Below are 23,046 nucleotides of genomic sequence, written 5' to 3'. Positions count from 1 at the left end.
CTCGACCTAGATGACTTCGGCGAAACGGTGGACCAGCCGGCGATACACGAACACGCCGATCGCCATCGCGACCGCCCCGTACACATAGGCGAGTCCGATATTGTGCCAGTCGATGATGCCCTTCATGAACAGCGCGCGCCACGCCTCGATCAGGGGCGTCATCGGATTGAGATGCAGCAGCGGCCGATATTGATCCGGCACGCGGTCGATCGGGTAGATCACCGGCGACAGATAGAACATCATGTTCAATCCGATCGCGAGAATCCGCTCCATGTCGCGGAAGAACAGATTCGCCGAGGAGATCGCCAGACCCAGGCCGAGCAGCAGCAGGAACTGCGCGGGAATGATCAGCAGCATTCCCGGTATGATGTCCCATCCGACCGGCAGGCTGTAGGCGAGCAGAAACCCGAGCGTCACGGGCACCGACATCACGTAGTGGAAGGTGTCTTGAAGGTTCAGCGCGATCGGCAGCACGAACCGCGGAAATACCGACTTCTTGATCAGGCTTCCGTTCGCCAGGAAGATGCCGCACGCCCCCATCAGATAGTTGCTGAACCATTGCCAGGCGAACAGCCCGATGGTCAGGAACACGACATAGTTCTCGACATTGGTCCGCATGATCACTTGCAGGGCGAAGTAGAACACCATCGCCGAGGCGAGCGGATTGGCGATCGACCACAGATAGCCGAGCACGTTGTTCTTGTACCGGACCTTCACTTCCTTGTGCGCGAGGGTCAGGATCAGGTCGAGATACTGCTTCAGCGTGAAGCCGCGTTGCAGATGTCTGGTGGGTTTCGGCGCGCCCGGGAGCGGCGCTGCGGCGCTGGAAATGGAATCGGTCATCGGTGCCCGCGCGAGGGATTGGAGCGATGCCGGGACGTGGCCGCTCGGAAAGGCCCGTGCCCGGCGGCATACTGGAGCCTATCGAAATTCAATGTCCGTTTTGGGCGTCGCAAGTCAAGTCTTAGTTTCCCCGCGCGGCGATCGGTTTCGCCTTGATTCGACCGCAAATTCATAGACTTGCCGAACGGAGGATTGGAATACGGATTGCTCGTAGTGGGTCGCGACGCGGCGTCGTCCGGCTTCGCCGAACGCGCCGGCGAGCGCCGGGTCGTCGAGCAGGCGATTGATCGCTGCGGCCAGTCGCGGAGCGTCATGTATTGGCACCGTCAGCCCTTCCTGCCCGTCGCGGGCGATGGTCGGCACGGCGGTCGGCAGCGCGGTATTGACGACGGGAAGCCCGACCGCCATCGCCTCGATCTGAACCAGCCCGAATGCCTCAGCGATAGTGACCGACGGTAGCGTGAACAGCTTGGCGGCGTGGAAGTAAGCCTTGACCTCGTCGCGCGGCAGGAAGCCGGGGAGCTGCAACCGGTCCGAGACGCCGAGCCGGGCGGCGAGACGCTGAAGATTGTCGCGCTCCGCGCCTTCGCCGATGATCACCAGTTCGCCGTCGATCTGCGTCAGGGCCTCCAGAAGGACCGCGAAGCCCTTGTACGGAACCAGACGGCCCATCGCCACGATCAGGCGCGGATGGCGCTGCTTCAACTCCTCGATCCGCCGTTGGAGCGCGGCATCGACATCGGTCCACTCGCTGGTGTCGACGCCGAACGGGATGCTCACGCATTTGGCCGCGAAGGGCTGCAACAGGCTCGAACCGTCGAAGATCGACTGATGCGAGATGATGATCCGATCGGCGCGATCGAGGGTACGGCGGATCAGCGGGGTCAGCAGCGGCATCACAGCGCCGCGGCCGATGATGTCGGCATGCCAGTGCACCACGACGGCGACCTCGTCGGGGATTCCCAAGGCGACGCCGAGGTCGTTGAGCGGAAACGGATAATGCAGCGCCAGCACATCGAACCGCCGTGCAGCGCGACGCAGCGCGAACGGAAAGCCGGGTGCGATCGGCATCGACGAGATCTGGCCGAACGAGCCGACGGCGCGCACCTCGCAGCCGTCGAACACATAGCGGCGTGGCAGACCGCGGTCGCGCGCGACCAGAATCTCGGCCCTGTCACCGCTGGCGTTCGGCCGGGTCAGCTTGGCGATCACCTCTGGGATACCGCCGTCGACGTCCGGGCGATAGACCTTGTAGGCGTGCAGGACGTTCATGGTGGTGCGCTCGGGCAAAGCCGATCGCCTGTCGACCGGCGGTATCGTTTGCGGCTGCTGTGCAGGGCAGGCAGCTCTCAATGCCGAAGCAGATTCAGGATGTATTTGCCGTAGCCGCTGGCGATCAACGGATGCGCCAGTTGCTCCAGTTCCTCGTCGTCAATAAACCCCATCCGCCACGCAATCTCTTCGATGCAGGCGATCTTCTGGCCCTGCCGCTTCTCGATGGTCTGGACGAAATGGCTGGCCTCAAGCAGCGTGTCGTGGGTGCCGGTGTCGAGCCAGGCGTCACCACGGCCGAGCTTCTCGACATTGAGCGCGCCGTTCGCCAGGTAGGTGTTGTTGACGGCGGTGATCTCGAGTTCGCCTCGCTCCGAGGGGCGGACGCCCTTGGCGATTTCGACCACGTCGTTGTCGTAGAAATACAGCCCGGTGACTGCGTAGTTGCTCTTGGGTTTCTCGGGCTTTTCCTCGATCGAGATCGACTTGCCGTTGTCGTCGAACTCGACCACGCCGTAGCGTTCCGGATCGTGAACCCAATAGGCGAATACCGACGCCCCGCGTTCGCGAGCCGAAGCCTTGCGGATGCCGTCGCCGACTCCAGAGCCGTGAAACACGTTGTCGCCGAGCGCCAGGGCCGCATTGGCGCGGCCGATGAATTTTTCGCCGATGATGAAAGCTTCGGCGAGGCCGCGCGCCTCGGCCTGCACAGCATATTCGAATTCCATGCCGATCTGATGACCGTCGCCGAGCAGTTCTTGATACAGCGGCAGCGCGCTCGGCGTGGAGATGATCATCACTTCGCGGATGCCAGCCAGCATCAGCGTCGACAGCGGATAGTAGACCATCGGCTTGTCGTACAGCGGGATGAGCTGCTTGCTGATCGAAATCGTCGCCGGAAACAGTCGAGTTCCCCGTCCACCGGCCAGGATGATACCCTTGTACTTAGGTTTCGCCATGTTCCGTCCGGTTGGTATGCCGCAACTCGCCGAAGAACCGCTTCTCGGTGTCGGCAATTCCGGAGCAGGAAAGCGCTCGGAGGCGACACGAAACTCGCGGGTCACCCGACACCGGCCGCGAACGACGCATGAGCCGGCGACGATGAGGGTGAAGTCGCCGCAACTCTTAGGCTTTTTTGCCGTATATCGTCAATCGGTCTCTTGGCAGTGGGCCGGAAAGCCGTCTAACCTCGACAGGCAGCAACGGAATGAACAGATGCGGTTATTGTTGACCACCTATCATCATGCCTTCCTGGCTCCGGGTGGGGGCGAGACCGAATTTCTGCAGCTCGCCGAGTACATGAACGAGAACGGCGTTCGTGCCGATTTCTACGGCCATGCCTCGCGGCCACTGCGATACTACGATGCCATCGTGCATTTCTCCGCCGTCGGCGGCGGGCAGATCCTGCTGCGCCATGTGCGCGAGCAGGGGAAGCCGATCATTCTGATTCCGAACTACAATTTCTTCAGCCCGTCGGCCGGATCGCTGCCGGTGGTGCAGGAGCATTTCGATCTGGCGGACGTGATCGTGCTGCGCACGCAGGTCGAAGCCGAATTGTGCAAGACTCTGTTTCAAGTCGCGCACGACAAGATCGTGGTGGTGCCGCCGGGGATCAGCGCCGCGTTCGCACGCCCGGTTCCGGATGACCTGTTTCGCTCCGCCTACGGCGTCGGCCGCTTCGTGCTCTGGGTCGGCGTGCTCGACGAGGCCAAGCAGCAATTGCAGGCGATCGAGGCGCTACACGATCTCGACGTCCCGCTGATCTTCATCGGCGGCTATCATGACCGCGCCTACTACGCCAAATGCAAAGCGACGGCGTCGGAAAAGGTGCGTTTCCTGCCCTACCTGCAGCCGGGCTCCGACATCATCCGCTCGGCGATGCAGAGCTGTTCGGTGTATCTCGAACTCGGCGAGGATTTCCCCGGGCATTCGGCGATCGAGGCCGGCCTCGCCGGCGCGCCGCTCGTGCTCCGCGATCATCCCTGGTCGCGCGAGCTGCTCGGCGACGACATCAGCTATGTGGCGTCGTCCGAGCCGGGTGCGATTGTTTCTGCGGTGTCTGCCGCCCTGGATAGCGGCAAGCGCGGCGCTCTGGTCGAGCGCATCAAGCAGCGGCTGGTGCAACCGCAGACGACGGCGCTGCTGATCGAGGACATCGAGCAATACCTCGCTCGCCGGCACGGCGGAGCGTAGCGCCGGCCGTCACAGCCACCGTTTCCGCCGCTTGAAGCTCTTCAGGTTCTTGAAGCTCTTCCTCTGGTTGCCGGCACCGCCGAGGTAGAATTCCTTGACGTCCTCGTTGTCGCGCAGCTCGTCGGCGGTGCCGTCGAGCACGACCTTGCCCTGTTCCATAATGTAGCCGTGGCTGGCGACCGAGAGGGCGGCGCGGGCGTTCTGTTCGACCAGGAGAATGGTGACGCCGAGGTCGCGATTGATCTTCTGAATGATCGAGAACACTTCCTTCACGAGCAGCGGCGACAGGCCCATCGACGGCTCGTCCATCAGGATCATCTTCGGCCGTGCCATCAGGGCGCGGCCGATCGCGAGCATCTGCTGCTCGCCGCCGGACAGGTAGCCGGCCAGCCCGGTTCGCTCCTTCAGCCGTGGGAAATAATCGTAGACCATCTCGATATCGCGACCGACCTCGCGGTCGCTGCGGGTGAAGGCGCCGAGCCGCAGGTTTTCCAGCGACGTCATGTCCGAGACGATGCGACGGCCCTCCATCACCTGGAAGATGCCGCGGCGGACGATCTTGTCGGGATCGACACCGTCGATGCGTTCGCCGTCGAACACGATCTCGCCGCGGGTGACCTCGCCATCCTCGGTCTTCAGCAGGCCGGAGATCGCCTTCAGTGTCGTCGACTTGCCGGCGCCGTTGGCCCCGAGCAACGCCACGATCGCGCCCTGCGGCACCTCGAGGCTGAGGCCGCGCAGCACCAGGATGACGTCGTCATAGACGACCTCGATGTTGCGGACGCTGAGCAGCGGGGCAGCAGCCGGCGACGCGCCGGGGTGCGGACGATGGAGTTCGGCGGTTTCGGTCATGGAGCGTCCTGACGTTGTCGAACCTGCTGCGTCCGGCGTGGGGACAAATCGCCCCGCACCGCCGTCATCACCCGCGTATGCGGGTGATCCAGTATTCCAGTGCACCAGACCTCGATCGCGACGCCGCGGCGTACTGGATCCCCGCCTGCGCGGGGATGACGGTCCTTGGAGCGGAGGCGCCGCGGCTCAAAGCGGATGCGGCGCCTCCAATCGCTCGCGGCTGAGGGCAGCCGTGCGCGGTTTCAGCTCACCAACCGGCCCATTCCGGCTTGCGCGGCAGGTCGACGGTCTTGACCTTTTCGAGCTTGATGGTCCCCTTGGCGATCAGGTCCTTGAGGTCGCCGTCGGTCGGGCCCGATACCTTGGCGCGGTACAGGTCGATCTTCATGGTGCCGCGATGGTCCTTTGCGGTCCAGGTCGACGGGTTGCAGACACCGTCCATGCCGGCCGGCACCCAGTCCTTCTTCTGGTAGAAGCCCTTGGCGACGTTCTCGCCGGTGGCGCCGCCGTTCTTGGCGGCCCAGTCGAGCGCTTCCTTCATGTACATCGCCGAGCACACCGCCGCGACGTAGTGCACCGGCCGATACACGTTGCCGGACGGATCGGACATCTTCGAGATCTCCTCGACCGTCTTCATGCCGGGCGCGTTGCCGCCCCAGGCCACAGCGGTGCGCAGCGGGAAGATCACGCCGTCGGCGGCATCGCCTGCGGTCTTGGCGGCGTTCTCGTCCATGCCCCAGACGTTGCTCATGAACTGCACGTCGACGCCGGCCGCCTTGCAGGCCTTCATCACCGAGATGTTGGAGGCCGCGGTGTTGCCGAGATAGGCGTAGTTGGCGCCCGAGCTCTTCAAGGATAGGCACTGCGCGCTGTAGTCGCCCGGCGCCAGCGCGAACACCAGCGGCGGCAGCACTTCGAAACCGAGCTCCTTGGCCATCGCTTCGCCGGCGGCCTTCGGGGCGTTGGGGTAGGGGTGATTGGCGCCCATATGGACAAATTTCGGTGCGCCCGGCTTACCCTTGGCCTTCCAGTCCTCCGCCGCCCACATCAGCTCGGCGCGCAGCGCGTCGGAGTAGGACGGACCGTAGAAGAAGTTGTAGGGCGCCGGTTTGGCCTTGCCGCTGCTGCCTTCGGGATCAGTCAATGCCGCGGCGTAGGAGCCGGACATATCGGGGATCTTGTCGTTGGCGAGGAAGCCGGTCAGCGCCTCGGTATCGGCCGTGCCCCAGCCCATGATCGCCGCGACCTTGTCGCCGCCGGACCACTTTTTGTAGAGCGCGATCGCGCGCGGCACCTGGTATCCGTAGTCGTTGGTGTCGACATTGAGCTGCTTGCCGCCGATGCCACCGTTCTTGTTGACCCAGGCGAAGGTGTCGGCGACGGCCTGGCCGTAGGGCGTGCCGACGTCCGAAGTGCCGCCGGAATAGTCGGCGAGGTGGCCGATCGCGATCTGCGCCTGGGCGGTCGCAGACGCTCCGGCGAGCATCAGCGCCAGCGAGGCGGTGCCGAGCAGTGTCTTGATGTTCATCTTGGTTGTCCTCCGATCGTTTTGGTCGAGGTCTTGTTGTTGTTCCCCTGCGCCAACCTCAATGCGAGAAGGGGTAGAGTTTCCAGTACGCCTTGATCTGCCGCCAGCGATGCGCCAGCCCATCGGGCTCGAACACCAGGAACGCGATGATGATCAGGCCGATCGCGATCTCGCGCAGGAAGGTCAGGTTGGTGTTGAGCTGCAGCGCGCGGTCGATCGCGCCGCCTTTCAGCGCCTCGCTGAGCCACTCCATCGTCTCCGGCAACAACACCACGAAGGCGGTGCCCATCAGCGTGCCCGAGATCGAGCCGATGCCGCCGATGATGATCATCGCCAGGAACAGAATCGAGCGTTCGATGCCGAAGCCTTCGTTGGACACCACCATCTGATAGTGGCCGTACAGCGCGCCACCGATCCCTGCGAAGAACGCGGCCAGCCCGAACGACAGCGTGCGATATTTGGTGAGATTGATCCCCATGATCTCGGCCGAGAGATAGTGGTCGCGCACCGCCACCAGCGCTCTTCCGTCGCGGCTGCGCATCAGATTGGTCACCAGGATATAGCTGACCAGCAGATACGCCAGCACGACGTAGAAATACTGCTTGTCGCCACGCAGCTCGTAGCCGAACAGCGAGAACGGATTGGCCATCGCCGGCACCGAGCCGCCGGTGAACCATTCGGCGCGGGAGAAGAAGTCGATCAGGATGTATTGCGCCGCCAGCGTCGCGATGACGAGATACAGCCCCTTCAGCCGGGCCGCCGGCAAGCCGAAGACGAGGCCGACCAGCGCGGTGATCACGCCGGCGAGCGGAATCGCGAAGAACACCGGAATCGGAAAGTGGTTGTTGAGATACGCCGAGGTGTAGGCCCCGAGCAGGAAGAACGCGGCGTGGCCGATCGAGATCTGGCCGGTGAATCCGACCAGAATGTTCAGTCCGAGCGCGGCGATGCCGAAGATGCCGATCTGGATCAGAATGCTGAGCCAGTAGCCGGTCAGCACGAACGGCGCGAAACACACCAGCACGATGCCGAGGATCGCGGCGTTGCGACTGGTGCGGGTCGGGAAGATCGTGGTGTCGGCCGCGTAGCTGGTGCGGAAATCGCCGGCGGGGATCAGTGACGGGCTTGCCATGTCAAATGCGCTCGATGTCCTTGGTGCCGAACAGGCCGTAGGGCTTGATCATCAGGATGATGATCAGCACGTAGAACGGCGCGATTTCGTAGAGATTGCCCCAGTGCAGATATTCGCTGTCGATGTACTGGGCGATGTTTTCCAGAAGGCCGATGATGATGCCGCCGAGCACGGCGCCGCCGATCGAATCGAGCCCGCCGAGGATCGCCGCCGGAAACACCTTGATGCCGTAGGCGGACAGGCCCGAGGACACGCCGTTGACCACGGCGACCACCACGCCGGCGACGGCCGAGACCGTCGCCGAGATCGCCCAGGCCATCGCGAACACGCTCTTGACCGAGATGCCGAGCGATTGCGCGACCTGCTGGTTGAACGCGGTGGCGCGCATCGCCAGGCCGTATTTCGACACTTTGAAGAACCACGCCATGCCGATCATCATCGCGACCGACACCACCAGGCTCATCACATAAACGGTCTGCAACTGGAAGCCGGCGAACGACACCGACTGGGTGGTGAACACTTGCGGGAACGGCTGCGGGCTGGTGCCGAAGATCCATTTCAGCGCCGCCTGGAACACGGTCGACAGCGCGATCGTCACCATGATCACCGAGATGATCGGCTCGCCGATCATCGGCCGCAGCACCACGATCTGGATCGCGATGCCGAACACGAACATGAATACCAGCGTCAGCGGCATGCCGAGCCAGAACGGGATCTGATACTTGGCGAGCAGCGCCCAGCACACCCAGGCGCCGATCAGCAGGAGTTCGCCCTGCGCGAAATTGACCACCTGTGTAGCCTTGTAGATCAGCACGAAGCTCATTGCGACGACGCCGTACAGCGTGCCGACGACGAGACCGTTGACGAGAAGCTGGATGAGGAGGTGAGAGTTCATGCGGCGTTACCACCAGCGAGGAATGCTATCTTTCCCTGTCCCCTTGTGGGAGAGGGTGCCCGAGCGCGGCGAGGGCGGGTGAGGGGATACTGCGCTCGATCCCTCACCCGGCTGATCGTGTGGCGGGCGCCTGCGCTGCCCTCTCCCACAAGGGGAGAGGGCGCAGTTATGGGCGCCTCAGCCCGCAATGAAGCGATGATCGCGCTGCGAGAGCGCGCGCTGGCTTTTTGGTCTGGCCTCACCCCGTCATGCCCGGGCTTGTCCCGGGTATCCACGTTTTGCTGCGCGGCCCAGGCGTGGATGGCCGGGACAAGCCCGGCCATGACGGCGGTGGGGGCGCGTGTCATTCCGCCGCCTCCGCATGCACAGTTGCGTGGCCCAGATCCACCACCTTCAGCGACGTCCGGATGCGCTGCGTCGTGCCGTCCTGGAACTGGATGGTGGTGTCGACCGGAATGTCGCTCCTGCCGCCGTAGATGCCGTCGATGATGTCGGCGTATTTGTCGTTGATCACGCTGCGGCGGACCTTGCGGGTGCGGGTCAGTTCGCCGTCGTCGGCGTCGAGCTCCTTGTAGAGCAGCAGGAACCGGGCGATCCGCTGCGCCGGCGGCAGCGTGGCGTTGACGGTTTCGACCTCGCGGCGCAGCAGCTCGTACACCTCGGGGCGGGAGGCGAGGTCGGAATAGGTGGTGAAGGCGATCCGCTTCTTCTCCGCCCATTTCGAGATGATCGAGTAGCGGATGCAGATCATCGCCGCCAGCATGTCGCGGCCGGCACCGAGGATCACCGCCTCGGCGACGTAGGGTGAGAACTTCAGCTTGTTCTCGATGTATTGCGGCGAGAACCTCTCGCCATGCGACAGTTCGGCGAGGTCCTTGATGCGGTCGATGATGACGAGCTGGCCGCTCGCGTTGAAATAGCCGGCGTCGCCGGACTGCATCCATCCGTTCTTGATGTCGGCGGTCGAGGCCTCCGGGTTCTTGTAGTAGCCGAGGAACATGTTGGGGTGGCGGACCACGACTTCGCCGATGCCCTGGACGTCCGGGTTCTCGATCTTGATCTCGATTTCCGCGCCCATCGGGACGCCGGTGGTGTCGGGATCGACCGCATCCGGCCTGTGCAGCGTGTAGGCGCCGAGCAGCTCGGTCTGGCCGTACAGCGTGCGCAGCGGCACGCCCATGGCGCGGAAGAACCGGAACGTGTCCGGTCCCAGCGCGGCGCCGCCGGTCGCGGCCGAGCGCAGCCGCGTGAAGCCGAGCCGGTCGCGCAGCGCGCGGAACAGCACGGCGTCGGCGAACGCCGAGTGCCGGCCGTTCTCCAGCGCCGCGAGGCCGGCTTTCATCCCGGCCTCGTAGAGCTTCTGCTTCAGCGGCGAGGCGTCCATCACCCGCGCCCGCACATCCGCCGCAATGCCTTCCCACACCCGCGGCGCGAACAGCACGAAGGTCGGCGCGATTTCGCGGAAATCGTTCATCATGGTGTCGGGCTCTTCGACGAAGTTGACCTTCATCCGGCACAGCAGCCCTTTGCCGAGCGCGTAGACCTGCTCCATGATCCACGGCAGCGGCAGCACCGAAACGTATTCGTCGTCCGGCCCCTTGGGGTCGAACGACAGATAGGTCGCGCAGTGCTTCAGCACCCGGCCCGCCGCCAGCATCGCCAGCTTGGGATGCGCGGTGGTGCCCGAAGTGGTGCACAGGATCGCGACGTCCTCGCCCTCGGTGGAGTCGACCAGCCGGTCGTACAGCCCGGGCTCGCGCCCGGCCCGGTCGCGGCCCAGCTCGGCGAGCTTGTCGGCCGACAGCAGTCGCGGATCGTCGTATTTCCGCATTCCCCGCGGATCGGAATAGACGATGTGCTTCAGATGCGGCGCGCGGTCGGCGAGGCCGAGCAGTTTGTCGACCTGCTCCTCGTCCTCGGCGAACACCAGCTTGGCCTCGCCGTAGTTGAGCAGGTATTCTGCCTCTTCATCGAGCACGTCGCGATACAGGCCGAGGCTCATCGCGCCGATCGCGTGGCTGGCGATTTCGGCGGCGACCCAGTCGGGCCGGTTGTCGCCGATGATGCCGATCACGTCGCCGCGGCCGAGCCCGAGCTCGACCATCCCGAGCGCGAAGTCGTGGACGCGTGACTGATAGTCGGACCAGGTGACCACCCGCCACAGCCCGAGATCCTTCTCGCGAAGCGCGATGTCGTCCCCGAACTGGCGGGCGTTGAGGCGGAGCAGTTTCGGAAAGGTGTCGGCGGAAGCGACGCGGCCGGCATAGTCCATCATGCCACGCGCTCCTTGGCAGGCGGATGGTCCGGGGCGTCGTCGGGATCGACCAGCACCTCGTCTTCTTCGCCGAGATAGGCGCGCCTGACGTGCGGATCGGCCAGCACCTCGGCGGGGTCGCCCTCGGCGATCTTGCGGCCGAAATCCAGCACAACGACGCGGTTGGAGATGTCCATCACCACGCCCATGTCGTGTTCGATCATCACCACCGTCATGCCGAACTCTTCGTTGAGGTCGACGATGTAGCGGGCCATGTCCTCCTTCTCTTCGAAGTTCATGCCGGCCATCGGCTCGTCGAGCAGGATCAGCTTCGGCTCCAGCGCCATCGCGCGGGCCAGCTCGACGCGCTTGCGCAGGCCATAAGAGAGCGTGCCGGCGGTCGCCTTGCGCACCGACTGCAGGTCGAGAAAGTCGATGATCTCCTCGACCTTTTCGCGGTGCGCGAGCTCCTCGCGGCGGGCGCCGAACCAGTACAGCGCGCCGGTGAGGAAGTTGTTCTTCAGAAGGTGGTGGCGCCCGACCATGATGTTGTCGAGCACGCTCATGTGGTGAAACAGCGCGAGATTCTGGAAGGTGCGCCCGATCCCGAGCGACGCGCGGGCGTTCGGCTTCAGGCCGGTTATGTCGCGGCCGTGATAGAAGAGCTGGCCTTCGCTCGGCTGATAGCGGCCCGAGATGCAATTGACCACGGAGGTCTTGCCGGCGCCGTTCGGTCCGATGATGGAGAACAGTTCGCCGTGATTGACCGCAAAGCTCACCTCGCTCAGCGCGCGGACGCCGCCGAAGCGCAAGGAGACATTGCGCACTTCTAATGCGTGTTCCAAGCCAGGTTTCCTCCCCGGCATCGGCCGGCGCGTTGCTCGCGCCTATTCCAGATACCGTAGCGTTCCTCGAGGCACGCCTTGTTGTCAGGCGTTGCTGCCGCTGGCCAAAGCCTAGCTTGGCCGGCACAGCGACGATATTCGACTATTTGAGTTTGGCAAGAGGGACTTGACGCAAGCCTGCGGACAAAACCGCCTATTGTTACCGTGCGAGCCCGATAACTGATCGGATCCGTCGCCCGAGACGGCTGTGAGACGATCCTTGTCGCACCGCAGCAATCCGGCGATGGCTCAGCGGCGGCGCCAGATCGTCGCCGTGGCTTCGCCGATCGGCAGTGCGTAGCTGTTGCCGCGGAGGTAGCGGGTCTGGTCGGCCATCGCGTCGACGATGCCGACCATCTTGGCGTGGACCCAGCCGAACGACGGGCTTTCGTCGCGGCTGCGGGGCGCATCGATGATCACGACGACATCGGCGGTCGACTGTGCGATCCGTTCGGCCATCGCGTCGCGGGCGGCTTCGTGCGAGGCGACGCCGGCCAGGAAAGGATCCGGCACCAGCATGTGGCAGCGGCAGCGCTCGCGCAGCACCCAGGCGAACAGCTTGCTCATTCCAAAAGTGGTGAACACCGCCACCTCATGGGCGCCGTCGAGTTCGGCCAGGTAGGGGCGGATCAGCTCGAGATCGCTGGGGCCGACGGCGTCCTGCAGCGCGTAGGCCGCGCCGGCCTTCGGCACCGGGGTCAGCAGATGCACGGTCAGCAGCCCGATCGTCAGCACGGCCGCAATTGCACCGCGCCGCAGCGGCGACAGCCAGCGGCCGGTCAGCGACAGCAGCACGCCCGCGCCGACGCCGGCACAGATCCACACTGCGAAAACCCAGGTCGACATGAACCGTCCCTGGTGCTGCGGATGGATGATGACGCCGATCCAGGCCAGCAGCGCGAACAGGAACACTGCACGGGTGCCGGGCGTCAGCCTCGGAATCGCGATCGTGCCGACCAGCGCCAGCACGACGGCCACGGCCGCGAGCCAGTGCGCTTGATGGAAGCCGTCGGCGAACACCGTCGCGTAGAATTGCAGACCCTGCCAGGGTCCGGAATTGGGATCGGTGTTGTTGGCGGGGCCGACGAACCACAGAAATTTCGACAGCCTGTGCGGCAGCAGGAACGAGATCGCGACCGGTGTCAGGTGCCAGTACAGCACCGCCCGCCCTGCCACACCGAGTGTCCGGTCGATCGCGGCGCGATGCCGCCACCAGGTGAGCGACCACCATAGGAACACCAGCGCATAGGCGGCGGTGAGGAGATTCTCCGGCGGATACAGCGACACCGAGCGGCCGAACAGCTCCAGCGTGGTCGGCCCGCGGGCGTACAGGAAAGCCACCAGGCCGGCGACCGCCGCGGCGAGGATCAGCAGCGGCGAGCCGGCAGTCGCCTTCAGCACCGCCCGGCCGCGGGTGGCCGCCCAGACCGGCCGCGCCGCAGCGACGATCCGCGACCAATGCTCGCTGGCATAGGCGATCGCCAGCGGTGCGATCAGCAGTCCCCAGTAATTGCCCTTGTGAAAGAACAGCAGAGTCAGGATCAGCGCCAGCAGCCGCCAGCGCCCGCGCGAATCCGGCTTCGCCTCGGCGCGCAGATACGCCCAAAGCCCGGCAGCAGACAGTCCGGCGCCCAGCCCCTCCAGCATGACGTCGGCACTGATCAGGCGGAACGTCGGGCTGGCGGCGGTGAAGATCGCCGCGATCATGGCGGCGAACAAGCCGCTGGTGCGGTCGGTGAACAGCCGCCGCGCGATCAGCCAGACGAAGGCGATCGTCATGACCCAGCCGATCAGGCTCGGCACGATGCCGAGCCTGTGGTCGATGCCGCCGATCAGCAGGACGGCGCTGAGCACCAGGCCGTGAAGCGGTGGCCACACCTTGGCCTTTTCGAGCTCGCCGAAGAACCAAGCCGGGTCGAAGCTGCGGACCGCCAGCGCCAGATCGAGCCCAAAGCTGTAGTGCGAATTGCGGTCGTGGTGGAAGCCGCGCCACAACAGGTCGGGTGCCGAATAGTACTGCGCGAACATCAGAGCGGCGATCCCGGCCGCCGCTGCCAGCACGATCAGGAACGTCGCGATATCCAGCCAGTCGCGCCCGGCGCGTGGGGCGTTGCCGGGCGCAGGGGGCTGCGCGTTGTCCGGACCCGGCATTGCCGCCGGGCGATCGGCTGTCCGTTTCTGCCCTACGGCATCGATCATCGAGACCTCCAGCGAGGTCTGGTGGTCATCCGAGCGAGTCCCGACCGCCTCGGTCACCCGATAGCATGGCCGCACCGGCAGCGATAAGGCAAAACGTCCCTCCGGTCTCCTCGACCGATCGAGCGACGTCAAACGTCGGATGGCGAGGTGGCCGGTTCTCTGAACAGTCGCGCGAACACCATGCCGATGAAAATCGAGATCATCGCGGCGCTGAACGCGTTCATCGAAAACAGCCCGGCGTATTCTGCGGCCTGATAGATGTGCGGTGGAGGGCCGTAGCGGTCGTGCAGCAGCAGGTAGGCTGCGACGGGAAGCCCGGCCAGCGGCAGCATGATCAGCCGCTCGTTGGGACGAAACAGTACGCTGGCGAGCATGGCGCACGGCAATAGAAACAGTTCGACGCCGGACGGAGCGCCGAGCAGCCAGGTGCAGAACACCGTGTTCCCGGTCGCGATCAGCGACAAGGTGATCCGACCGAGCTGCGAGTGGATGCGGGCGAGCGCCGGCACCGCCAGGAAGCACGGAAACGACAGCAGCGTCAGCAACAGCCACGGCATCCCGCGGCTGCCGGCGACGAGGGCGACGTAGAGCGGATAGAATGGCCCGTTGCTGGCCAGAACCAGCGCCACCAGATTGCCGGTAGCGGCGAGCGGATCGGGATTGTCGGCATAGGCGCGAAACCAGCCGGTGTTTCGCGTCAAAGGTGCGGGCAGCATTCAGGCTCACGGTCGGTGGATGGCGTAGCTTGCCTTCCATGATCGTAGTCCGGAAAGGATCGTTTTGGAAAGCGGATGACGCCCCTGCGCAGCCGTCCCTCGGGCAGGGCCGATTGCGAGCTCGCACCGCCAGCTCGCGGCGAGTCGCCGCTACTGCGAGCGGGCGGCGAACACTTCCTTGGCGGCGAACAGGCCGTTCAGCGCGGCCGGAAAGCCGGCATAGACCGCCATCTGCATGATGATCTCGGTGACCTCGTCGCGGCTCAGCCCGACATTCAGGCCGGCCTCGATGTGGACTTTGAGTTGTGGCACGGCATTGCCCATGGCGGTCAGCGCCGCGATGGTTGCGATCTCTCGGGCGCGCAGGTCGAGGCCGGGGCGGCTGTAGATGTCGCCGAACGGAAACTCGATCAGGTACCTGGCGAAGTCCGGTGCGATGTCGGCCAAAGCGTCGACCACCTTGTGGCCGGCCTCGCCGTCAATTGCCGCGAGCGCGCGCAGGCCGCGTTCGAACCGTTCGCGCGGGTCGGATAGCTGTTGCGTCATCGTCGATCTCCACCTTGCTGGCGCCGGCCGCATAGCCGGCGATCTTGGTGTCGAGGACGGTCAGGCAGGCCTGAAGTTCGGCGATATGCGCCTGCACCTTTTCGCGGTGCTGCTGTAACAGGACGCGACGCGCGTCTTCGGTGGCAGCCCCGCGGGAGCGGAGTTTGGCGTAGCGCAGCATATCCCGGATCGGCATCCCGGTGGTCTTCAGGCGACCGAGAAACGCGATCCATGTCAGGATCGAGGCGTCGTAGTCACGCTGCCCCGAGGTATCGCGCAATGCGCGCGGCAACAGCCCGATGCGCTCGTAATAGCGCAGCGTGTGAGCCGTCAGTCCGGTCCGCTTGGCGAGATCCCCGATCTTCATGGCCTGCTCTGTCCGTCACGACGCCCTGTTGCTACAGGTTAGAGCGCGCTCGAAGTCAAGCGCGATCTCGTGAGCAGATTCAGCGCCTCGGGGGTGGTCGGCGGCTCACACCTCCAGCCATTCCTTGCGGACGGCGGCGTTGCTCTTGAGGTCGTCGGGAGTGCCTTCGAATACGATCTTGCCGTGGCCCATCACATAGACCCGGTGCGAGATCCGCATTGCGATCGACAGCTTCTGCTCGACCAGCAGGATGGCGACGCCGCGGCGGGCGATTTCGGCGATCAGATCGCCGACCTGCTGCACGATCAGCGGCGCCAGCCCTTCGGTCGGCTCGTCGATCATCACCAGCTCGGGATCGCCCATCAGTGTGCGGCAGATCGTCAGCATCTGCTTCTCGCCGCCGGACAGCACGCCGGCCGGCGTGTCGGCGCGTTCCTTCAGGTTGGAGAACATGTCGAGCATGTCCTCGAGCCGCCATTTGCCCGGGTTGCGCGGGTTCTTGACGCCGAGCATCAAGTTCTGCCGGACGGTCAGGCCGGGGAAGATATCGCGATGCTCGGGCACGTAGCCGAGTCCGAGATGCGCGATCTTGTAGCTCGGCAGGCCGGCGATGTTCTTGCCTTTGAACAGGATGGTGCCGTGCGGCGGCACCTCGCCCATGATCGCCTTGACGGTAGTGGAGCGGCCGACGCCGTTGCGGCCGAGCAGGCTGACCACCTCGCCGGCGCCGATCTGCATCTCGACGCCTTGCAGGATGTGGCTCTTGCCGTAATAGGCGTGCAGATCCTTGACCTCGAGCATCAGGCCGCCTCCTCGCCGAGATAGGCTTCCTTGACCTTCGGATTACCGCGGATTTCGTCCGGCGTGCCCGAGGCGATCACCTGGCCGTACACCAGCACCGAAATGCGGTCGGCGAGGCCGAACACCACGCTCATGTCGTGTTCGACGATCAGCAACGTCCGGCCCTCGGTGAGGCGGCGGATCAGCATCACGGCGCGCTCGGTCTCGGCGTGGCTCATGCCTGCGGTCGGCTCGTCGAGCAGGATCACGTCGGCCCCTCCGGCGATGGTGATGCCGATCTCCAGCGCCCGCTGCTCGGCGTAGGTGAGAAGCCCCGCCGGCACGTCGCGGCGCGAGGTGAGGTGGATGTCCTCGAGGATCTGCGCGGTGCGCTCGCGCACCTCGGGCAGGTTGTCGACGTTCTTCCAGAACGCGTAGCGGTGCCCGGTCGCCCACAGCACCGCGCAGCGCAGATTCTCCCACACCGTCATGTTGGCGAACACGTTGGTGACCTGGAACGAGCGCGAAAGCCCGCGGCGATTGATCTGGAACGGCTTCATGCCGGCGATTTCCTCGCCGCGCAGCAGGATGCTGCCGGTGGTCGGGCGCATATAGCCGCTGATCAGGTTGAACGTGGTCGACTTGCCGGCGCCGTTAGGGCCGATCAGCGCGTGGCGTTCGCCCTGGGCGATGGTCAGGTTGATGTTCTGGATCACCTTGGTGACGCCGAAGCTCTTTTCGACGCCGCGGAGTTCGATCGCGGTGCTCATAGGGCGTGGACCTTGGCGCGGGCAGCGGTCAGCGTGGCGTCCCAGGTCTGCGCGACCCGGCTCCAAGCCATCCGTGCGAGAATGAAGCCGACGACGACCAGCACCGCCGAGGCGGCCCAGGTCAGCGGGCTGGCGGCATTGAACGGGATACCGAACGCAACCCGATTCGGATCCTCGTGCGGGTTGACGGTGTAGTGCACGGTGGTTTCGATCATCAGCATCAGGCCGATCAAAAGCGCCAGCGTGGGCAGTGCCGCAATCAGATAGCTCGGCAGCATCCGCATCAGCATTCCGGCGCGCAGCAGCGGCCGATGCATCATCAGCACCCCGGTGATCCCGCCGGGCGCGAACAGCACGACGATGATGAAGAACAGGCCGAAATACAGTTGCCAGACCTGGGTCAGGTCGCTCAGCGCCAGCGACAGCACGGTGACGAAGATCGCCCCCACGATCGGCCCGATGAAGAAGCCGATGCCGCCGATATAGGCCGCGAACAGCACCGTGCCGGACTGCACCGCGCCGAGATAAGCGGAGTTGGCGATCTCGAAATTGATCGCGGCGAGCGCACCCGCAATACCGGCGAAGAAGCCGGAGAAACAGAACGCCAGGTAGCGAACCACGTGCGGATCGTAACCGACGAACTGCACCCGCTCCGGATTGTCGCGCACCGCGTTGCACATCCGGCCCAGCGGGGTACGGGTGAGCGCGTACATCGCGATGATCGCGATCAGGGTCCAGGCGGCCACCAGATAATAGATTTGGATCTGCGGGCCGAACGACAGGTCAAACACCCTGAACAGCTTGGTGCGGTTGGCCGAGATGCCGGCTTCGCCCCCGAAGAAGCTGCGCAGGATCAGCGCCGAGGATGCGACCAGCTCGGCCAGACCCAGCGAGATCATCGCGAACGCGGTGCCGGAGCGCTGCGTCATCACCCAGCCGATCAGGGCTGCGAAGAACAACCCGGCGACGCCGCCGATCAGCGGCACCAGCGGCAGCGGGATCGGGAATTTGTTCCCGGCCAGGATGTTGATGATGTGGATCGCGAGGAAGCCGCCGAGACCGTAATACACCGCATGACCGAACGACAGCATGCCGGTCTGGCCGAGCAGGATGTTGTAGGACAACGCGAAGATGATCGAGATGCCGACCAGGCTGAACGTCGTCAGCGAGCCGCCGGAGGCAAACACCTTCGGCAACAGCAGCAACGCCAGCGCGGTGGCGATCCAGATGGCGTAAAATTTGGCACGGTCGGACAGCGTCGGCCGGGGCGGCGCGGCGCTGGAGGCGAGGTCGGTCATGTTTCTCGGGTTCCCAACAGCCCCATCGGCCGGAAGATCAGGATCAGCACCAGCAGCAGGTACGGCATGATCGGCGCGATCTGCGCGATCGTGACGTTCCAAATGTCGCTGAGCCAGGTTTGCGCCAGGTCGGGACCGAGCGGGCCGAACACCGAGGCGAGCGAGCCGTTCACCGACACCGCGAAAGTCTGCAGCAGGCCGATCAACAGCGAGGCGATGAACGCACCGGGGAGCGAGCCGAGGCCGCCGACCACGACGACGACGAACAGGATCGGGCCGAGCAGCGCAGCCATGTTGGATTGCGTGACCAGCGACGGTCCGGCGATCACGCCGGCGACGGCGGCGAGTGCGGTACCGACACCGAACACCAGCATGAAGATGCGTTCGACGTTATGGCCGAGATGCGCGACCATATGCGGGTGCGTGAGCGCCGCCTGCACGATCAGGCCGATCCGGGTCTTTTTCAGCACGACCAGGAGGCCGACGAAGATCACGATCGACACCGCCAGCATGAACATCTTGTAGGCGGGATAGTTGGTCGAGAAGATCGTGAAGGCCGGGAAGTCGAGCAGTGCCGGGACGCGGTAGTCGACCGGAACCTTGCCCCAGATGATCGACACTACCTCTTCGATCGCGAAGGCGAGGCCGAAGGTGAACAGTAGTTCGGCGACGTGGCCGTTGCGGTGGACGCGGCGCAGGCCGAAGCGTTCGACGGCGGCGCCGATCGCGCCGGCAAGCAGCGGTGCGACGATCAACGCCGGCCAGAATCCGGTCCAGCGGCTGATCTGATAGCCGAAGAACGCGCCGAGCATATAGAAGCTGGCATGGGCGAAATTCAGAACGCCGAGCATGCTGAAGATGACGGTCAGACCGCTCGCCATCAGAAACAGCAGCATTCCGTACAGAACACCATTGAGGGTGGAGATGACGATCAGTTCGAGCACTGTGACTGCCTGCGACTGAGGGGGAGGGCGTCTCGTCACCTCTCCCCGCTTGCGGGGAGAGGTCGGATTGCGCAACAATCCGGGTGAGGGGGCGTCTCGGCGGAACCGCGGATTCCACGTCTTGTGGAAGGCGCCCCCTTACCCCATCCCCTCTCCCCGCAGGCGGGAAGAGGGAGAAGTCGGCAGCGCGGCTTACGGCCGGTCCATCTTGCAGGTGGTCGGCAGCATGGTCTGGGCGGTTTCGATCTTGGCGACCTGCTTCCAGCCCCAGCCGGTCTTCTCTTCGTCGAACTGACCCGCAGCGATGTCGCCGAACGAGGAGATGTAGATCGGCTGGAAGAACTGGTGATCGTCCTTCCGCATTTCGCCTTCGCCGCCGCTGAACACCTCGAACTTCATGCCTTCGAGCGCCTGGGCGACCTTCACCGGATCGAGCGACTTGGCCTTCTCGGCGGCGGCCGCGAACATCCGCATCTCGTTCACGGCGCGCGGGTACCACAGACCGAGATCGACCTTGGCGCGGAACGCCTTTTCGAAGTCCTGGGACTGCTTGTGGTCGACGTTGGCGAAGCCCTCGGTGACCTGGAACACCTGGTGGTTCAGCCCGGTCTGCTTGATCGCGGTCGGGCCGCCGGCGCCGCCGGCATAATAAGTGTACCAGCTCACCTTGAGGCCGGCGTCGGCAGCGGCCTTCAGCAGCAGGGCGATGTCCTGGCCCCAGTTGCCGGTGACGACGGTGTCGGCGCCCGACGCCTTGATCTTAGCGACGTAGGGGGCGAAATCGCTGATCTTCAGCAGCGGATGCAGCTCGTCACCGACGATCTCGACGTCCGGACGCTTCTTGGACAGCATCGCCCGGGCCTGGGTGCGGACCGACTGGCCGAAGGAGTAGTCCTGGTTGATCAGATAGACCTTTTTGATCGCAGGCGTATCCTTCATGTAGTTGGTCAGCGCCTCCATCTTGATGTCGGAGTTCGCATCCCATCGGAAATGCCAGAAGCTGCACTTTTCGTTGGTCAGCACCGGATCGACCGCGGCGTAATTGAAGTACAGCACTTCCTTGCCGGGGTTGCGCTCGTTGTATTTGGTGAGGAAGTCCGACAGCGCGCCGGCGACCGAGGAGCCGTTGCCCTGGGTGACGTAGCGCACGCCGGAGTCGATCGCCTTCTGCGCCTGGATCAGACTCTCTTGCGGATTGGTCTTGTTGTCGAGCGGAACGATCTCGACCTTCTTGCCGAGGATGCCGCCCTTGGCGTTGAGCTCGTCGGCGAGATACTGGAAGGTCTTGAGTCCGCCTTCGCCGACACTGGCGCCGCCGCCCGACAACGGGTCGATGTAGCCGATCTTGACGGTCTCCTGCGCGATCGCTGTGGAACCGAACATCGGCAGCACGAGTGCGGCCGCTAGAAGTGCTTTACGCATATATCAGTCCTCCCTGAATCCTTGACCGGATCGTTTGTTGCTATGGTGTTAGCGCAGATCAGATGCGCGTTTCAACCGCCGTGTGATGATTACTTCGGATGTGGTGAACTTCTTTGCAGTCTGATCGTCTGTCGTGCGGACGTCGCGTCCGCATGTCGGACGTCGACAGATCGCAATTCCGTCAAATGGAATGATCTGCGGGTGTTTGCTTCGGTGCGTTGGGCTCGGAGGTCGTCCGCGCATCGAGCAGGTTCCGCATCACCGGACTCAAACGCCGCCGGAGTCGCATCGCGCCTGGCGTCGTCGTTCGAACGCACCGATCATCGCGACGATCAGGGGCTTCATGAAGAACGCATCGTTCGCCGGCATGATCGTCGGGGCGAAGCCGTGTGCGGCGAGTTCGTCGGTGACCACCGGGCCCACCGATGCGATCGGGGTCGCGCGCAGAGCGTCGCGCAGCCGCTGCTCGCAGCCGTGGGCGCGCGCCACGTCGAACAGCCGGCGCACCTGTCCGGAACTGGTGAGCGCCAGCGCATCGACGCGGCCTTGCGCCATCTCGTCGATCGCGTTGACCACGGTCTGTTCGGCCGCGCCGGCGTCGTAGGTGTAGGGCAGTACCGCATCGACCGTCGCGCCGCGCGACGTGATGGCGTCGATCAGCGCCGCGTGATCGCGCTCGGGATAGAGCTGCAGGCCGACGCGGCGACCGGCGAGATCGTAGCGTCGCAGCGTCGCGGCGATGCCGTCCGAGGTCGGTGCGTCGGCGGTCACGGCCGGCTCGAGTCCGATCTCGCGCAGCGCGCGGCCGGGCTTGGGACCGCGAATGAAGGTGCGCGCCTCACCGACCGCGGCGACGAAGGCCTGCTCGCACCCGGTGGCGCGGGCGAGCCTGGTCAGCCGGCGCAGCCCTTCCCCGGTCAGCAGCACCAGATCGTCGAACGGCGCAGCGATCAGCCGGTCGATCCAGGCCGAGACAGGTGCGGGATCCGGCGCGTCGCGGATCTCGAACATCGGACATTGCAGGACGTCCGCCCCCTGTTCGGCGAGCAGCCTGGCGAACTGGGCCTCCTCGCGGGTCTCCAAAATCAGAATCCGCGTGCCATCGAGCCGACCGGGCATCACCATGTTCCGCTATTCGTCCTTCGTCGGGGCATCTTGCGCCGGTGGGCGGGATTGGCGCAAGCGACCCGGCGGTGCTAGAGCAGGGCACCGCAACGAGTTCCAGCGCTCGGCGCTGCTATCAAGAACGCCATGCCCCATCATCAATACGTCCTGACCCTGTCCTGTCCGGATCGCGCCGGCATCGTCTCCGCCGTCAGCACGTTCCTGTACGAGAATGGTCAGAACATTCTCGACGCCCAGCAATACAACGATACCGAGAGCGGTCACTTCTTCATGCGGGTGGTGTTCAACGCCGCCGCAAAGGTGATTCCGCTGGCGTCGCTGCGCACCGGCTTCGGCGTCATCGCCGCCAAGTTCACGATGGGCTGGCACATGCGGGACCGCGAGACCCGGCGCAAGGTGATGCTGCTGGTGTCGCAGTCCGACCATTGCCTCGCCGATATCCTGTATCGCTGGCGGGTCGGCGACCTGCACATGATCCCGACCGCGATCGTCTCCAATCACCCGCGCGAGACCTTCAGCGGCTTCGATTTCGGCGACATCCCGTTCTTCCATTTCCCGGTGAACAAGGACACGCGGCGGCAGCAGGAGGCGGCGATCACCGCGCTGATCGCCCAGACCCACACCGATCTGGTGGTGCTGGCGCGCTATATGCAGATCCTGTCGGACGAGATGTCGGCGCGGCTGGCGGGGCGCTGCATCAATATTCACCACTCGTTCCTGCCCGGCTTCAAGGGTGCGAAACCTTACCACCAGGCGTTCGACCGCGGCGTCAAGCTGATCGGCGCTACTGCGCATTACGTCACCAGTGCGCTGGACGAAGGTCCGATCATCGATCAGGACGTCGAACGCATCAGCCATCGCGACACCCCGGCCGATCTGGTGCGCAAGGGGCGCGATATCGAGCGCCGCGTGCTGTCCCGGGCGCTGCATTATCACCTCGACGATCGGGTGATCCTCAACGGTCGCAAAACGGTGGTGTTCACCGACTGACCGCGCTCACAGCGCTCCGTCCGGCGGCCGCAGCGC

Annotated in this window: 21 protein-coding genes; 2 read left to right on the top strand and 19 right to left on the bottom strand. The window is 64.7% G+C overall.

Going from position 1 to position 23,046, the window contains the following annotated elements; genetic code table 11:
- Nucleotides 1-6: 6 nt before the first annotated feature.
- The 3 genes from FLL57_RS15670 to rfbA form a co-directional block, all read right to left on the bottom strand.
- Nucleotides 7-843, bottom strand: a complete 837-nt coding sequence (locus FLL57_RS15670; RefSeq protein WP_142883359.1) for an ABC transporter permease — start codon at nt 841-843, stop codon at nt 7-9.
- Between the two features lie 114 nt (nt 844-957).
- Nucleotides 958-2,115 (bottom strand): glycosyltransferase, encoded by a 1,158-nt coding sequence (locus FLL57_RS15665; protein ID WP_142883358.1) that lies wholly within the window; start codon nt 2,113-2,115, stop codon nt 958-960.
- Between the two features lie 77 nt (nt 2,116-2,192).
- Nucleotides 2,193-3,074 carry a glucose-1-phosphate thymidylyltransferase RfbA gene (rfbA, locus tag FLL57_RS15660; RefSeq protein WP_013503965.1) on the bottom strand — a complete coding sequence of 294 codons (882 nt, stop codon included), beginning with the start codon at nt 3,072-3,074 and terminating at the stop codon, nt 2,193-2,195.
- A 256-nt stretch (nt 3,075-3,330) separates the two neighbouring features.
- On the opposite strand from rfbA, the gene FLL57_RS15655 reads away from it, so the two are divergent.
- Nucleotides 3,331-4,308 carry a glycosyltransferase family 4 protein gene (locus tag FLL57_RS15655; protein ID WP_235677153.1) on the top strand — a complete coding sequence of 326 codons (978 nt, stop codon included), beginning with the start codon at nt 3,331-3,333 and terminating at the stop codon, nt 4,306-4,308.
- A 9-nt stretch (nt 4,309-4,317) separates the two neighbouring features.
- Here FLL57_RS15655 and FLL57_RS15650 read toward each other — a convergent pair whose 3' ends face one another.
- From FLL57_RS15650 to FLL57_RS15575, 16 genes are all read right to left on the bottom strand, one after another.
- Complete coding sequence (locus tag FLL57_RS15650; RefSeq protein WP_142883356.1) at nt 4,318-5,160, bottom strand: ABC transporter ATP-binding protein; 843 nt, start codon at nt 5,158-5,160, stop codon at nt 4,318-4,320.
- Between the two features lie 247 nt (nt 5,161-5,407).
- Nucleotides 5,408-6,688 (bottom strand): ABC transporter substrate-binding protein, encoded by a 1,281-nt coding sequence (locus tag FLL57_RS15645; RefSeq protein WP_142883355.1) that lies wholly within the window; start codon nt 6,686-6,688, stop codon nt 5,408-5,410.
- Nucleotides 6,689-6,746: 58 nt separating this feature from the next.
- The gene (locus FLL57_RS15640; protein WP_013503961.1) at nt 6,747-7,820 is read right to left on the bottom strand and encodes a branched-chain amino acid ABC transporter permease; all 1,074 of its coding nucleotides are present in this window, start codon (nt 7,818-7,820) and stop codon (nt 6,747-6,749) included.
- Nucleotide 7,821: 1 nt separating this feature from the next.
- Nucleotides 7,822-8,715 (bottom strand): branched-chain amino acid ABC transporter permease, encoded by an 894-nt coding sequence (locus FLL57_RS15635; protein WP_013503960.1) that lies wholly within the window; start codon nt 8,713-8,715, stop codon nt 7,822-7,824.
- A gap of 343 nt (nt 8,716-9,058) precedes the next feature.
- Entirely contained in the window at nt 9,059-10,990 is a 1,932-nt protein-coding gene (locus tag FLL57_RS15630) for a long-chain fatty acid--CoA ligase (protein ID WP_142883354.1), read from the bottom strand.
- Nucleotides 10,987-11,814 (bottom strand): ABC transporter ATP-binding protein, encoded by an 828-nt coding sequence (locus tag FLL57_RS15625; RefSeq protein ID WP_013503958.1) that lies wholly within the window; start codon nt 11,812-11,814, stop codon nt 10,987-10,989. The genes FLL57_RS15630 and FLL57_RS15625 overlap by 4 nt, the downstream gene beginning before the upstream one ends.
- A 288-nt stretch (nt 11,815-12,102) precedes the next feature.
- Entirely contained in the window at nt 12,103-14,052 is a 1,950-nt protein-coding gene (locus FLL57_RS15620; protein WP_142883353.1) for a glycosyltransferase family 39 protein, read from the bottom strand.
- A 128-nt stretch (nt 14,053-14,180) separates the two neighbouring features.
- Nucleotides 14,181-14,768: a hypothetical protein gene (locus tag FLL57_RS15615; protein WP_142883352.1), complete on the bottom strand. Its 588-nt coding sequence runs from the start codon at nt 14,766-14,768 to the stop codon at nt 14,181-14,183.
- A 150-nt stretch (nt 14,769-14,918) separates the two neighbouring features.
- Nucleotides 14,919-15,314, bottom strand: coding sequence for a carboxymuconolactone decarboxylase family protein (locus FLL57_RS15610; protein WP_047308083.1), 396 nt, complete (start codon nt 15,312-15,314; stop codon nt 14,919-14,921).
- Entirely contained in the window at nt 15,247-15,681 is a 435-nt protein-coding gene (locus FLL57_RS15605) for a MerR family transcriptional regulator (protein ID WP_142883351.1), read from the bottom strand. The genes FLL57_RS15610 and FLL57_RS15605 overlap by 68 nt, the downstream gene beginning before the upstream one ends.
- A gap of 105 nt (nt 15,682-15,786) precedes the next feature.
- Entirely contained in the window at nt 15,787-16,482 is a 696-nt protein-coding gene (locus FLL57_RS15600) for an ABC transporter ATP-binding protein (RefSeq protein WP_013503953.1), read from the bottom strand.
- On the bottom strand, nt 16,482-17,231 hold the full coding sequence (locus FLL57_RS15595) for an ABC transporter ATP-binding protein (protein ID WP_013503952.1): 750 nt from the start codon (nt 17,229-17,231) through the stop codon (nt 16,482-16,484). Before FLL57_RS15595 ends, FLL57_RS15600 begins: the two co-directional genes overlap by 1 nt.
- Complete coding sequence (locus tag FLL57_RS15590; protein WP_013503951.1) at nt 17,228-18,529, bottom strand: branched-chain amino acid ABC transporter permease; 1,302 nt, start codon at nt 18,527-18,529, stop codon at nt 17,228-17,230. The genes FLL57_RS15595 and FLL57_RS15590 overlap by 4 nt, the downstream gene beginning before the upstream one ends.
- Nucleotides 18,526-19,473: a branched-chain amino acid ABC transporter permease gene (locus FLL57_RS15585; protein WP_013503950.1), complete on the bottom strand. Its 948-nt coding sequence runs from the start codon at nt 19,471-19,473 to the stop codon at nt 18,526-18,528. Before FLL57_RS15585 ends, FLL57_RS15590 begins: the two co-directional genes overlap by 4 nt.
- A 192-nt stretch (nt 19,474-19,665) precedes the next feature.
- Nucleotides 19,666-20,895 carry a branched-chain amino acid ABC transporter substrate-binding protein gene (locus tag FLL57_RS15580; RefSeq protein ID WP_142883350.1) on the bottom strand — a complete coding sequence of 410 codons (1,230 nt, stop codon included), beginning with the start codon at nt 20,893-20,895 and terminating at the stop codon, nt 19,666-19,668.
- Nucleotides 20,896-21,162: 267 nt separating this feature from the next.
- Entirely contained in the window at nt 21,163-22,014 is an 852-nt protein-coding gene (locus FLL57_RS15575) for a uroporphyrinogen-III synthase (RefSeq protein ID WP_142883349.1), read from the bottom strand.
- A gap of 132 nt (nt 22,015-22,146) precedes the next feature.
- On the opposite strand from FLL57_RS15575, the gene purU reads away from it, so the two are divergent.
- On the top strand, nt 22,147-23,010 hold the full coding sequence (purU, locus tag FLL57_RS15570) for a formyltetrahydrofolate deformylase (protein ID WP_013503947.1): 864 nt from the start codon (nt 22,147-22,149) through the stop codon (nt 23,008-23,010).
- Nucleotides 23,011-23,046: the final 36 nt, after the last annotated feature.

Source organism: Rhodopseudomonas palustris (genome assembly GCF_007005445.1).
Lineage (GTDB): Bacteria > Pseudomonadota > Alphaproteobacteria > Rhizobiales > Xanthobacteraceae > Rhodopseudomonas > Rhodopseudomonas palustris_G.
This window is presented reverse-complemented; position numbering and strand designations above follow the sequence as displayed.